Source organism: Streptomyces sp. SCUT-3 (assembly GCF_014083985.1).
In the GTDB taxonomy this organism is placed as follows: domain Bacteria; phylum Actinomycetota; class Actinomycetes; order Streptomycetales; family Streptomycetaceae; genus Streptomyces_H; species Streptomyces_H thermolineatus.
In genome coordinates, this window is sequence record NZ_CP046907.1 from 1,973,861 (window position 1) to 1,986,934 (window position 13,074).

A 13,074-nucleotide genomic window follows, 5' to 3' on the forward strand; every position below is an offset into this window, starting at 1 on the left:
CGTCGAAAGGTGGAGCATGGACACGACGCAGATCACCGACGTCTGGGACAGGGTCGTGGGCACCCAGCCCGCACCGCCGTCCTGGCTGGTCGTGGCCACGGGCCTGGTCGCCCTGGCGGCCGTGCTCCCCGCCGGGGTGTGGCGGGTGAGCAGGAACGTGGTGACGATCGCCCACGAGGGGGGCCACGGCCTGGTGGCGCTGCTCACGGGCCGCCGCCTGGAGGGCATCCGGCTCCACTCCGACACCTCCGGCCTGACCGTCTCCCGCGGGAGGCCGACCGGGTTCGGCATGGTGCTGACCGCCGCGGCCGGCTACACCGCCCCGTCCCTGACCGGCCTGGCCGGCGCGTGGCTGCTGGCCGCCGGGCACATCACCGCGCTGCTGTGGACGGCGACCGCGCTGCTGCTGGCCCTGCTGGTGATGGTCCGCAACGCCTACGGGGTGCTGTCGGTGCTGGTCACCGGCGGGGCCTTCGTCACCGTGTCGTGGCTGGCCGTCCCGCAGGTGCAGGCGGTGTTCGCCTACGCGGCGGTGTGGTTCCTGCTGCTCGCCGGGGTGCGGCCGGTGGTCGAGCTGCACCGCGGGCGGCGGGACGGCGGCGCGCCGGACTCCGACGCCGACCAGCTGTCCCGGCTCACCTCGACACCCGCCTGGGTCTGGACGGGCTTCTTCCTCCTGGTCGCGCTGTGCTCGCTCACCGGCGGGGGCCGCTGGCTGCTGGCGCTCTGACCGGAGCCGGTTTCCGCGGCATTGCGGCGCAAACGATCAGGATTGCCCGCCCCCCGGTCCGACTAGAGTGGACTTCCATGACCGGCATCCCCGCGCAGAGCGCTCTCTGGCCCGCCCCGACCGCGGCGCGCCCCGTCGACGCGACCGTCACCGTGCCCGGCTCCAAGTCGGTCACCAACCGCGGACTGGTGCTCGCCGCGCTGGCCTCCGAGCCGGGCTGGCTGCGCCGCCCGCTGCGCAGCCGCGACACCCTGCTGATGGCCGAGGCGCTGCGCGCCATGGGCGTGCAGATCGACACCGTGCCGAACAACTCCTCCGGCAGCGGCGAGGGCGCGCGGGGCGGCGGCGACGCCTGGCGGATCATCCCCGCCGGGCTGCGCGGCCCGGCCGCCGTCGACGTGGGCAACGCCGGCACGGTCATGCGCTTCCTGCCGCCGGTCGCGGCGCTGGCCGAGGGGCCGGTCCGCTTCGACGGCGACCCGCGCTCCCACGAGCGCCCCCTGCACGGCGTGATCGACGCGCTGCGCGCCCTGGGCGCCCGGATCGACGACGCCGGCCGCGGCGCGCTGCCGCTGACCGTGCACGGCACCGGGTCGCTCGAGGGCGGCACCGTGGAGATCGACGCCTCCTCGTCCTCCCAGTTCGTCAGCGCGCTGCTGCTGTCCGGCCCGCGCTTCAACCAGGGCGTGGAGGTCCGGCACGTCGGCGGCTCCCTGCCCTCGCTGCCGCACATCCGGATGACCGTGGAGATGCTGCGGGCGGCCGGCGCCAAGGTCGACGCCCCCGAGGACGGCGGCGAGCCGGACGTGTGGCGGGTCACGCCCGGCGCCCTGCTCGGCCGCGACCTGACCGTCGAGCCCGACCTGTCCAACGCCGCGCCGTTCCTGGCCGCGGCCCTGGTGACCGGCGGCCGGGTGACCGTGCGCGACTGGCCCGCCCGCACCACCCAGCCGGGCGACGCGCTGCGCGAGATCTTCACCCGCATGGGGGGTTCCTGCGAGCTGACCGAGGACGGGCTGACGTTCACCGGCACCGGCCGGGTGCACGGCATCACCGCCGACCTGCACGAGGTCGGCGAGCTGACCCCGGTGATCGCCGCCGTCGCCGCCCTGGCGGACTCCCCCTCCGAGCTGAGCGGCATCGCGCACCTGCGGCTGCACGAGACCGACCGCCTCGCCGCCCTGGCGAAGGAGCTGGGCGGCCTCGGCTGCGGGGTGACCGAGACCTCCGACGGCCTGCGGATCGAGCCGCGCCCGCTGCACGGCGGCGTCTTCCGCACCTACGAGGACCACCGGCTCGCCACGGCCGCCGCGGTCGTCGGCCTGGTCGTCGAGGGGGTGCAGGTGGAGAACGTGGCCACCACCGCGAAGACCCTCCCCGAGTTCCCCGAGATGTGGACCGGGCTGGTGGACCCGGGGGCCGCCGGGCCCGGCACCTCCGGACGGCGGGGCTGACGACCGGGCATGCGCCGCTACCGCAAGGACTCCGACGAGGACGACATCCGGATCCGCCCCGGGCGCCGGGGCAGCCGCCCCCGCTCGAGCATCCGGCCCAAGCACGAGGACGCGGCCGAGGGGTTCGTGGTCACCGTGGACCGGGGCCGCATCACCTGCGTGGTCGGCGACCACGAGGTCACCGCCATGAAGGCCCGCGAGCTGGGCCGCAAGTCCGTGGTCGTCGGTGACAGCGTCGCCGTGGTCGGGGACCTGTCCGGCGACGAGGGCTCCCTGGCCCGGATCGTGCGCGTGCACACCCGCCGGTCCGTGCTGCGGCGCACCGCCGACGACGACGACCCGTACGAGCGGGTGGTGGTGGCCAACGCCGACCAGCTGGCGATCGTCACCGCCCTGGCCGACCCCGAGCCGCGCCCCCGGATGATCGACCGCTGCCTGGTCGCGGCCTACGACGCGGGGCTGGAACCGCTGCTGGTGCTCACCAAGTCCGACCTGGCCCCGGCCGAGCCGCTGCTGCGGACCTACCGGCCGCTGGGCGTGCGCCACGTGGTGACCACCCGCGACACCCTCGCCACCGGCGGCGCGGAGGAGGTGCGCGAGCTGCTGAAGGGGCGGACCACCGTGTTCGTCGGGCACAGCGGGGTCGGCAAGACGACGCTCGTCAACTCCCTGGTGCCCGGACGGGCCCGGGCGACCGGCGCGGTCAACGCGGTCACCGGGCGCGGCCGGCACACCACCACCTCGGCGCTGGCCCTGCCCCTGGACGCGGAGAGCTGGGTGATCGACACCCCCGGGGTGCGCTCCTTCGGCCTGCACCACGTCGACCCGTCACGGGTCATCCACGCCTTCCCCGACCTGGAGCCGGGAACCGTCGGCTGCCCGCGCGCCTGCAGCCACGACGAACCGGACTGCGCGCTGGACGCGTGGGTGGCCGAGGGGCACGCCGAGCCCGCCCGGCTGAACTCCCTGCGCCGGCTGCTCGCCACGCGGGAGCGCCGCGAGGGGGACTGACGCGGGAGACCGGTGCGACCGGCCGCCGGCCGGCCGGTCGTCCCCGGGCCGGTCGTCCCCGGGTCAGTCGTCCCCGGGTACGGCGGTCTCCTGCCCGGCGGACCCGTGCCCGGCGGCGAGCCGGGCGGTGGAGGCGTCGCGCAGGCGGCGCACGATGCGCGCCAGGGTCGCGGCGTCCTCGGCGCCGAGGGGCCCGAGGAAGTGGCGGCGCAGCGCCTGCGCGTGGCGCTCCTGGGCCCGCTCGGCCAGGGCCACGCCCTCGGGGGTCAGCGCCACGTAGGTGACGCGCCGGTCGGTGGCGCACGCCTGCCGCTCGAGCAGCCCGGCCCGCACCAGGCGGTCGGCGAACTTGGTGAACCCTCCGGAGGTCAGCGACACCTCGTTGGCCAGGCGCGTCATCGTCAGGCGCCGTTCGGGGCTGCGCAGCAGCCGCAGCAGCACCTCCAGCCAGGGGCCGGGCAGGGCCACGTCGATGCCGAGGTCCTCGGTGACCAGCCGCCCGGTCCGGGCGTGCGCCTCCACGACCAGGCCCCACCAGGTGATCAGTTCCCGGTCGTCGACGTCGTCCGCATCATCCATGGGGCCACAGTATGCGGCCTCCCGGCCCCCCGGGAGGACAGGTCGCGCGGGAGGCCCCGGCGGCCCGCCCGCCGGGGTCGGACCGGGCCGGGCGCGGCCCTGGTGCGTGCCCGGCGGGGGCGCGGTCGATACTGTTCGCCCATGCCGGACTACCTCGACGACCTGCGCCTCGCCCACGTCCTGGCGGACGCCGCCGACGCCGCCACCATGGAGCGCTTCAAGGCGCTCGACCTGAAGGTGGAGACCAAGCCCGACCTGACCCCGGTCACCGAGGCCGACAGGGCGGCCGAGGAGCTGATCCGCGGCGCGCTGCGCCGGGCCCGTCCCCGGGACTCGGTCCTGGGCGAGGAGTTCGGCGGCGAGGGCGCGGGGCCGCGCCGCTGGATCGTCGACCCGATCGACGGCACCAAGAACTACGTGCGCGGGGTGCCCGTGTGGGCGACGCTGATCGCCCTGGTGGTGCGCGGGGAGTCCGGCGAGGACGAGGGCGTGGTGGGCCTGGTCTCCGCGCCGGCCCTGGGCCGCCGCTGGTGGGCCTCGAAGGGCGGTGGCGCCTGGACGGGCCGCAGCCTGTCCTCCGCGGCACCGATCCGGGTGTCGGGCGTCTCCCGCCTGGAGGACGCCTCGTTCGCCTACTCCTCGCTGTCCGGCTGGGAGGAGCAGGGCCGCCTGGACGGCTTCCTGGACCTGACCCGGGCGGTCTGGCGCACCCGCGGCTACGGCGACTTCTGGCCGTACATGATGGTGGCCGAGGGTTCGGTCGACATCTGCGCGGAGCCGGAGCTGAGCCTGTGGGACATGGCCGCGAACTGGGTGATCGTCGAGGAGGCCGGGGGCACCTTCACCAGCCTGGAGGGGGAGCGGGGCCCCGTCGGGGGCAACGCCGCGGCCTCCAACGGACTCCTGCACGAGGAACTCCTGGCGCACCTGCGCGCCCGCTGACCGGCGGCGCGCCCCCGGCCCGCGCGGGCGCACGTCCGCGCGGGCCGGGAACCGGGCGCTTCGCGCCCCTTGTCGGGCCCGCCGCCGCATGTGAGCATGAGAACGCTCCCCCCTTGTGAACGTGTGAATCCGTGTCTCGAGGAAGGCGGCCCCATGCTCGTGCGCGACGCGATGAGCTCCGTGGTACTGACCATCGGCCCCGATCACACGCTCCGCCAGGCGGCGCGCCTGATGTCCGCGCGGCGCGTCGGCGCCGCCGTCGTGCTGGACCCGGACGCGGGCGGCGTGGGCATCCTCACCGAGCGGGACGTGCTGGACTCGGTCGGGGCGGGCCAGGACCCGGACCGCGAGAAGGTCGCCGCCCACGTGACCTGCGACGTCGTCTTCGCCGACTCCGGGTGGACCCTGGAGGAGGCCGCCGCCGCCATGCTCCGCGGCGGCTTCCGCCACCTGGTCGTCCTGGACGCCGGCAGTGCGAGCGGCATCGTCTCGGTGCGCGACATCATCCGCTGCTGGACACCCCTGCGCGCGGCCCCGGGCACGGCGGTCCCGGGTGCGGCGGGGACGGAAGCGGACGGCACCCCGGGAACGGTCGACGTGCGGGGGACGGCGGCCGCCTCGCCCTGAGCGCCGGGAAACGGCGGTGGCCGGGCCCCTCGTGGGAGGGACCCGGCCACCGCCGGCGCCGGAGCCGGATCGCGTCGGATCGAGCCGGATCGAGCCGGGTCAGCCGCGGAGCGCGCGGACGGCCTCCTCCAGGCGCTTGCCGTACTCGGCGTCGGCCTGGCGGAAGTTGTTGATCGCGCGGTCGACGATGTCCTCGCGGGAGACCTTGGCGATGAAGCCGGCCAGGTTGTCGATCAGGCGGCCCTTCTCCTCCTCCGACATCAGGCGGTAGAGGTTGCCGGCCTGGACGAAGTCGTTGTCCTCGGGGTGCGAGGGCGCGGCGTGGTTGCCGGTGTACCCGGTCACCGCGGCCGGCTGCCACAGCGGGGCGCCGGTCTCGGCCGGGCCGCCGAAGCTGTTCGGCTCGTAGTTCTTCGCCCGGCCGTGGCGGCCGTCGTACATGTGGCCGTCGCGGCCGTAGGTGCGCGCCTCGGTGGCGTGCGGGCGGTTGACCGGCAGCTGGTCGGCGTTGATGCCGACGCGGTAGCGGTGGGCGTCCGCGTAGCCGAAGAGGCGGCCCTGGAGCATCTTGTCCGGGGACGGGCCGATGCCGGGCACGAAGTGCGCCGGGGAGAAGATCGACTGCTCGACCTCGGCGAAGATGTTGTCCGGGTTTCGGTTGAGCTCGAACTTGCCGATCTCGATCCGCGGGTAGTCGGCGTGCGGCCAGACCTTGGTCAGGTCGAACGGGTTGAAGCGGTACGTGGCCGCCTCGTCCGCCGGCATGATCTGGACGTAGACGGTCCAGGTCGGGAACTCACCGCGCTCGATCGACTCGCGCAGGTCGCGCTGGTGGCTGTCGGGGTCCTCGCCGGCGAGCCTGTTGGCCTCGGCCTGGGTGAGGCACTTGATGCCCTGGTCGGTCTTGAAGTGGTACTTGACCCAGAAGACCTCGCCGTCGGCGTTGTTCCACTGGAAGGTGTGGGAGCCGAAGCCGTCCATGTGGCGGTAGGAGGCGGGGATCCCGCGGTCGCCGAACAGCCAGGTGACCTGGTGCGTCGACTCCGGCGACAGGCCCCAGAAGTCCCAGACGTTGTCCGCCTCCTGCGAGCCGGTGTACGGGTCCCGCTTCTGGGTGTGGATGAAGTCCGGGAACTTGATGGCGTCCTTGATGAAGAAGACCGGGGTGTTGTTGCCGACGAGGTCGTAGTTGCCCTCCTCGGTGTAGAACTTCAGCGCGAAGCCGCGCGGGTCGCGCACCGCGTCCGCCGCGCCGAGGCTGCCGGCCACCGTGGAGAAGCGGGCGAAGACCTCGGTCTGCTTGCCGACCTCAGAGAGGAACTTGGCACGGGTGTACCGGGTCACGTCGGCGGTGACGGTGAAGGTGCCGTAGGCGCCGGCCCCGCGGGCGTGGACGATCCGCTCGGGGATCTGCTCGCGGTTGAAGCGGGCGAGCTTCTCGATCAGGTGCTGGTCCTGGAGCAGCACGGGACCGCCGAGCCCGGCGACCTCGCTGTTCTGGTTGTCCGCGACGGGTGCACCCGACTCCGTGGTCAGCGGTCCGCTCGCCTTTTCCTGCTGCACGGTCACGTGCGCCTCCTGGTCGATGTCAATGCCTGCCCCGTTGCCAACTACGGAACCGATCCTACAATGGACTTTGTCCAAGTCAATATGAAACCCAGATCCGTACCCGTTCGGGACACCGTTCCCCCGCTGTTAGGCTTGACGACATGAGCGACCTGCTGGAACGACTGAGGGAGCGCGGCTGGCGGCTCACCGCACAGCGGCGAGTCGTGGCCGAGGTCCTCAACGGGGACCACGTCCACCTGACCGCCGACGAGGTGCACGCCCGTGCCGCCGACCGCCTGCCCGAGATCTCCCGGGCGACGGTCTACAACACCCTGGGCGAACTGGTCTCCCTGGGCGAGATCATCGAGGTCAGCACCGACGGCCGGGCGAAGCGCTACGACCCCAACGCGCACCGCCCCCACCACCACCTGGTGTGCTCGCGCTGCGGCACCATCCGGGACGTCCACCCCGGCGGCAACCCGCTGGACGACCTCCCCGCCGGCGAGCGGTTCGGCTTCACCGTCTCCGACGTCGAGGTGACCTACCGGGGCGTGTGCCCCGAGTGCGCCGCGGCCTGAGGCCCGGGCCGCGACCGCGCGGCCGGCTCCCCGCGGACCGGCACCGGCGGCGCCCGTGACGGCGACGGACGACCACGACGGCAGACGGCAGACGGCCACGACGGCCACGACGGCACACAACGACGAAGGCCCGGAACCTGTTGGTTCCGGGCCTTCGTCTTCAGTAGCGGGGACAGGATTTGAACCTGCGACCTCTGGGTTATGAGCCCAGCGAGCTACCGAGCTGCTCCACCCCGCGTCGGTGATCACCACACTACGCGACCCGGCCCGGCGGACCAAATCCCTTACGGACGGCCCGCGCGGGAGGGGCCGGTCAGGCGCTGAGTTCCTGCCGGAGCGCGTCCCGCAGGCGGGCCGCCCGCTCGGCGACCTCCGCCGGCCCCAGTTCGACCGCACGGGCGCACCAGGCCTGCGCCTCGGCCAGTTCGCCGCCGCGCGCGGCGAGCAGCGCCAGGCGCAGTGCGGCCCGGCCGTGGCCGGCCTCGGCGGCCCTGGTCCACCACACGGCCGCCTCCGCGTCGTCCCCCCGCCTGGCGGACAGCAGGCCGAGGTTGAAGGCGCCGTTGGTGCTGCCGGCCTCCGCCGCCGTGCGGTACCAGTGCGCCGCGTCGTCGAAGTCCCCGCGCCGGGCGGCGTACATGCCCATCCGGACCTGGGCGCGGCGGTGTCCGTGGCGGGCGGCCTGCTCGTACCACTCCTCCGCCTCTTCCTGGCGGTCCTCCTGACGGCCCAGCAGGGCGGCGAGGCGGAAGGCCCCCTCGGCGCTGCCGCCGCCCGCGGCGCAGCGCAGGTGGCGCTCGGCGGTGTGCGTGTCGCCCTCGCGCAGCAGCGCGATCCCGACCTGCAGGGCCGCCTCGGCGTGGCCGGCGGCGGCGGCGTGCTCGTACCAGCGGCGGGCCTCCGCCTCCTCCTTGCGGCTCGCGTGGAGGATGCCGAGGTTGAAGGCCGCGTCCACGCTGCCGGCCTCGGCCGCCTTGGAGAACCAGGGCTCGGCGCCCGCCGGGTCGCCCTGCTGGAGCAGGAGCACGGCGAGCGCGTTGCCCGCCTCGCGGTGGCCCGCGTAGGCGGCGCGGCGGTACCACTGCTCGGCCTGGGCGGTGCGGCCCCCGGCCGAGCAGAGCAGGCCCAGGTTGAAGGCCCCGTTGACGTCGCCGGCGTCCAGGGCGCGGCGGTACCAGCGCTCGGCGGCGTCGGTCTCCCCGCGCTCGGCGTGCTGGGCGCCGAGGGCGTTGGCCGCGTTGCCGTCCCCGTCCTCGGCGGCGCGGCGCCACCACACGGCGGCGCCGTCCGGGTCCCCGGCGTCGCGCAGCAGGAAGCCGAGGGCGCAGGCCGCGCGGGCCTCGCCCTCGCGGGCGGCGTTGAGGTACCAGCGCATGGCCTCGTCCGTCTCGCCCCGCTCCTCCAGGAGCATGCCGAGGCGCAGCGCGGCCCGGCGGTGGCCGCGGGCGGCCGCCTGCCGGTACCAGGTCTCCGCGGACTGCTCGCGGGGGCGTCCCTCGTCTGCGGCGCGGTTCTCCAGGATGCGGGCCAGGCGGTAGGCGGCCTCGCGGTGGCCGTGCTCGGCGGCCGCGAGGAACCACCGCTCGGCGCCGACGTCCCGGCGGTGCTCCAGGAGGTCGGCGAGGGCGTAGGCGCCGAGGGTGTGCCCGGACTCGGCGGCCTGGCGCAGCCAGTACTCGGCCGCGGGCTCGTCGCCCTTCTCGCGGAAGTGCCGGCCCAGGGCGTGGGCCGCGGAGGCGCTGCCGGCCACGGCGGCGACCCGCCACCAGCCGGCGGCCTCCTCGGTGAGGCCGCGCTGGTGCAGCAGGACGCCGAGGTTGTTGGCGGCGGCGCGGTCGCCGGCAGCGGTGGCATTGCGCAGGTGGGTCTCGGCGTCGTCCAGGTCCCCGCGGCGCAGCAGCAGGGTGCCCAGGACGCTGGCCGCGGCGGGGTCGCCCGTCTCGGCGCTGCGGCGCAACCGGGCCTCGCGGGCGGAGAGTTCGATCTCCTCGCGGGCGGCGAGCTCGTCCTCCAGGGGCAGGCCGGGGACTTCCGGGGGCAGGCCCGTCCCGGGCCTGCCCTGCGTCCTGGTCCTGGGGCCGGGCAGCAGCTGGGTGGTCGTCGGGGCCGGGTGCGAGGGCGGCACGCCCGCCGGTCCGCCGGTGCGGCGGGTGTGCGGTCCGTGCGCCCGACGGGCGTTCAGCAGCCTTGCACCGTCCCCCATGATGTCCATCGTCGCACCACCCGTAACCCGCGTACATCCGCTGCCCTGCGGCCAGTTGAGTCACTACAGCGTTTTGTCGACTTCCCGACTTCCCGACACAACGACAGAGCAAACCCTACCGGCAGTTCTCCCCAGACCCGACGCAACCGAACCCGATCCGCGCCCCCCGGGCCGCGTCCGGACCCGGACACCGGGGCCGCGCACACGCACACGCACACGAAGAAGGCCCGCAGCCTGTCGGCTGCGGGCCTTCTTCTTCAGTAGCGGGGACAGGATTTGAACCTGCGACCTCTGGGTTATGAGCCCAGCGAGCTACCGAGCTGCTCCACCCCGCGTCGGTATGTACCAACAGTACCACGGGGTGGGGCGTGAATTGGCCCTCACTCGTTCGGGGGCCGGCGCTACTCCTGCTTGACGGCGGCCTCCTCCGCCTTCCTGGCGCGCTCCAGAGCGTCCTTCAGGTCCTTCTGCGCCTCGCCGTACTTGCCCCAGTCGCCGTCCTTGAGGGCCTCCTGGCCCGCCTCGTAGGCGTTCTGGGCGTCCTGCAGCGCGTCCTGGAGGTCGCCCGGGGCCGGCGTGCCCTTCTCCGGCGGCGTCGTGCCCTTCTCGGGCGGTGTCGTCCCCTCGCCGGGGCCGCTGGGCGCGGCCTCGCCGAAGACGACGTCCAGCGCATCCGCCAGGGTGTCCTCGAAGGCGGTCTTCTCGCCGTAGGTGACCAGCACCTTCTTCAGCAGCGGGTAGCTGGTGCCGGCGCCCTTGACGTAGACCGGCTCGACGTAGAGCAGGCCGCCGTCCAGCGGGACGGTGAGCAGGTTGCCGTACTGCACCTCGGAGTCGCCGCGCCTGAGGATGTTGATCTTGTCGGCGACCTCGGGGTTGGAGTTGAACTTGCTCTGCACCTGCTGCGGGCCGTCGACCGTCGTGCTCGAGGGCAGCTTCAGCAGCCTCATGGTGCCGTAGTCGTCGCTGGAGGCGTCGGCGTTGACGGCCATGAAGGCGGCCAGGTTCTGCCGCTTGTTGGGCACGAAGGTCGTGGTCAGCGAGAAGTCCTGGGCGTCGCGCCCGGGCATCTTCAGGCTCAGGTAGTACGGCGGGACGTCCTCCCTCCCCTTGGTGGTCGGGTCGGACGGCACCTGCCAGACCTCGCTGCCGCTGAAGAACGTCGACGGGTTGGTGACGTGGTAGCGGGTGAGCAGCTCGCGCTGGACCTTGAACATGTCCTGCGGGTAGCGCAGGTGGCCCATCAGCTCGTCGCCGATCGCGCTCTTCTTCTCCACCGTGCCCGGGAAGGCCTTCATCCAGGTCTTGAGCACCGGGTCCTCGGTGTCCCACTCGTACAGCTTCACCGAGCCGTCGTAGGCGTCGACCGTGGCCTTGACCGAGTTGCGGATGTAGTTGACCTGGTTGTCCCGGGTCAGCACCGCCCGCTGGGCGTCGGTCAGGGAGTCGGCGGTGGTGTCGCCCAGCGTGGTGCGCGAGGAGTACGGGTAGCCGTTGGTGGTCGTGTAGGCGTCGACGATCCACTGCACCTTGCCCCCGACGACGGCCGGGTACGGGTCGCCGTCGATGGTCAGCCAGGGCGCGACCGCCTCGACGCGCTCCTTGGGGGTGCGGTCGTACAGGATCCTCGAACCCTCGCCGATGGCGCCGGAGTAGAGGATCTGCGGCTCGCCGAAGGCCGCGGCGTAGGCGGCCCGGTTCAGCGGACCGTCCAGCGCCACACCGCCCTTGCCGGTGTAGGTGTAGCTCTTCTCCCCGTTGTCGTCGGAGTAGTCGATCTCCTCGGTGGGACCGCCGACGATCGAGTACTGCTTCGTCTGCTCGCCGAAGTAGATCCGCGGCTCGTACTTGCCCAGGTCGCCCCTCGGGGGGATGTCCTTCTCGGTGAACTGGGGCGAGCCGGTGCCGGTCACCGACGTGCCCTCGGCGCTGACGACGCCGTAGCCGTGGGTGTACTTGAAGTGGTCGTTGACCCAGTTGCGCTCCGGGATGCCCTCCACGTTCAGCTCGCGCAGGCCGATGACCGTGTCCTGGTCCTTGCCGTCGATCGCGTAGCGGTCGACGTCGAGGGTGGCCGGGAACTGGTAGTAGCCGCGGACCTGCTGCAGCTGCTGGAAGGTCGGCGAGACGACGTTGGGGTCCAGCAGGCGGATGGCGGCGGTGGTGTCCGCCGCCGACCGCAGCTCCTCGTCGGAGGCCCCGCTGGTGCCCTTGTAGTCGGTCTTCTTCGATTCCGCGATGCCGTAGGCCTCCCTGGTCGCCTCGATGTTCTTGGCGATGTAGGGGGCTTCCTTGGCCTGCTCGTTCGGCTGCACCTGGAACTTCTGCACGATCGCCGGGTACAGGCCGCCGATCAGGATCGCCGAGAGCGCCATCAGGCCGAGGCCGATCATCGGCAGCGACCAGGTGCGCCGCCACAGGGTGGCGAAGAACAGCAGGGCGCAGATGATCGCGATCCAGAACAGGATCGTCTTGGCCGGCAGGTAGGCGTTGGCGTCCACGTACCGCAGGCCGGTCCAGCCCTCGGTGGCCTTGAAGTCACTGGACTTCACCGCCAGCCCGTACCGGTCCAGCCAGTAGGCGACCGCCTTGAGGGCGACGAACAGCCCCAGCAGCACCGACAGGTGGCCGGTGGCCGCGGCGGTCGCCCTGGCACCGGGGCTGGTCAGCCGCAGGCCGCCGTACAGGTAGTGCACCACCACGGCGGCGATCAGCGAGAGCACCACGGCCGCGAAGCCGAAGCTCAGCAGGAAGCGGTACCAGGGCAGGTCGAAGGCGTAGAACGAGACGTCCTTGCCGAACTGCGGGTCCTTGTTCCCGAACGGGGTGCCGTTGACCCACTGCAGCCAGGTGCGCCACTGGCCGGAGGCCGAGGCGCCGGCGATCAGGCCCACCATGACCGACACCGCGGGCAGCACCCACTTGCGGTAGGGCGCGATGCCCATGCGGTAGCGGTCCAGGTTCTGCTGCTCGAGCGACATCGCGCTGAGCGGGGGCCGCAGCCGGTGCGCCAGGTAGATGTTGAGTCCGACCGCGACCGCCATCAGCAGTCCGAAGACCGCGAAGAGGCCGATCTTCGTCCACAGGGTGGTGGTGAAGACGGAGGAGAACTTCAGGGACCGGAACCACAGCAGCTGCGTCCAGAACCCGGAGAACATGACGAACGCCATGAAGAGCACCGCCAGGACGCCCAGCGTCGTCAGCAGTGTGCGGGTCCGCCTGGACGGAGCGCCCACCGGAACGCGGGGGCCGGGCGGCCCTCCGCCGCGGTCCGGCATCTGGAAAGCCAACGTGCACACCTCGAATTAAGTCGACCGGATCGTCCACCGGAGTGGGAGGGTGCCCGGACAGCACCCCACTGATGCAACTTACTAAGCCTTTACCCGAGTTCCCGAGAGCCTG

Annotated in this window: 10 protein-coding genes and 2 tRNA genes; 6 read left to right on the plus strand and 6 right to left on the minus strand. The window is 73.1% G+C overall.

Annotated elements, in window-relative coordinates; all coding sequences use genetic code 11:
* Positions 1–16: 16 nt before the first annotated feature.
* The 3 genes from GQS52_RS08545 to rsgA all read left to right on the plus strand — a co-directional run bounded on the left by GQS52_RS08545 (position 17) and on the right by rsgA (position 3,195).
* On the plus strand, positions 17–730 hold the full coding sequence (locus GQS52_RS08545; RefSeq protein ID WP_182312822.1) for a M50 family metallopeptidase: 714 nt from the start codon (positions 17–19) through the stop codon (positions 728–730).
* A 77-nt stretch (positions 731–807) separates the two neighbouring features.
* Positions 808–2,184, plus strand: a complete 1,377-nt coding sequence (aroA, locus tag GQS52_RS08550; RefSeq protein WP_182312823.1) for a 3-phosphoshikimate 1-carboxyvinyltransferase — start codon at positions 808–810, stop codon at positions 2,182–2,184.
* 9 nt (positions 2,185–2,193) lie between these two features.
* Positions 2,194–3,195, plus strand: coding sequence for a ribosome small subunit-dependent GTPase A (rsgA, locus tag GQS52_RS08555; RefSeq protein WP_182312824.1), 1,002 nt, complete (start codon positions 2,194–2,196; stop codon positions 3,193–3,195).
* A gap of 63 nt (positions 3,196–3,258) precedes the next feature.
* Here the strand turns inward: rsgA and GQS52_RS08560 are convergent, their stop codons facing one another.
* Complete coding sequence (locus GQS52_RS08560) at positions 3,259–3,774, minus strand: MarR family transcriptional regulator (RefSeq protein WP_182312825.1); 516 nt, start codon at positions 3,772–3,774, stop codon at positions 3,259–3,261.
* Between the two features lie 141 nt (positions 3,775–3,915).
* On the opposite strand from GQS52_RS08560, the gene hisN reads away from it, so the two are divergent.
* Together hisN and GQS52_RS08570 are read left to right on the plus strand one after the other, a co-directional pair.
* Positions 3,916–4,716 carry a histidinol-phosphatase gene (gene hisN / locus GQS52_RS08565; protein WP_182312826.1) on the plus strand — a complete coding sequence of 267 codons (801 nt, stop codon included), beginning with the start codon at positions 3,916–3,918 and terminating at the stop codon, positions 4,714–4,716.
* A gap of 153 nt (positions 4,717–4,869) precedes the next feature.
* The gene (locus tag GQS52_RS08570; protein WP_182312827.1) at positions 4,870–5,343 is read left to right on the plus strand and encodes a CBS domain-containing protein; all 474 of its coding nucleotides are present in this window, start codon (positions 4,870–4,872) and stop codon (positions 5,341–5,343) included.
* Between the two features lie 99 nt (positions 5,344–5,442).
* Here GQS52_RS08570 and GQS52_RS08575 read toward each other — a convergent pair whose 3' ends face one another.
* Positions 5,443–6,912, minus strand: a complete 1,470-nt coding sequence (locus GQS52_RS08575) for a catalase (RefSeq protein ID WP_182312828.1) — start codon at positions 6,910–6,912, stop codon at positions 5,443–5,445.
* Between the two features lie 140 nt (positions 6,913–7,052).
* On the opposite strand from GQS52_RS08575, the gene GQS52_RS08580 reads away from it, so the two are divergent.
* Positions 7,053–7,469: a Fur family transcriptional regulator gene (locus GQS52_RS08580; RefSeq protein WP_182312829.1), complete on the plus strand. Its 417-nt coding sequence runs from the start codon at positions 7,053–7,055 to the stop codon at positions 7,467–7,469.
* A gap of 164 nt (positions 7,470–7,633) precedes the next feature.
* Here GQS52_RS08580 and GQS52_RS08585 read toward each other — a convergent pair.
* The 4 genes from GQS52_RS08585 to GQS52_RS08600 form a co-directional block, all read right to left on the minus strand.
* Positions 7,634–7,707: transfer RNA gene (locus GQS52_RS08585), tRNA-Met, on the minus strand.
* Positions 7,708–7,782: 75 nt separating this feature from the next.
* Positions 7,783–9,681 (minus strand): tetratricopeptide repeat protein, encoded by a 1,899-nt coding sequence (locus GQS52_RS08590; RefSeq protein WP_259370660.1) that lies wholly within the window; start codon positions 9,679–9,681, stop codon positions 7,783–7,785.
* 252 nt (positions 9,682–9,933) lie between these two features.
* Positions 9,934–10,007 (minus strand) — tRNA-Met (locus GQS52_RS08595).
* Positions 10,008–10,073: 66 nt separating this feature from the next.
* Positions 10,074–12,971: a UPF0182 family protein gene (locus tag GQS52_RS08600; protein ID WP_182312830.1), complete on the minus strand. Its 2,898-nt coding sequence runs from the start codon at positions 12,969–12,971 to the stop codon at positions 10,074–10,076.
* Positions 12,972–13,074 lie beyond the last annotated feature (103 nt).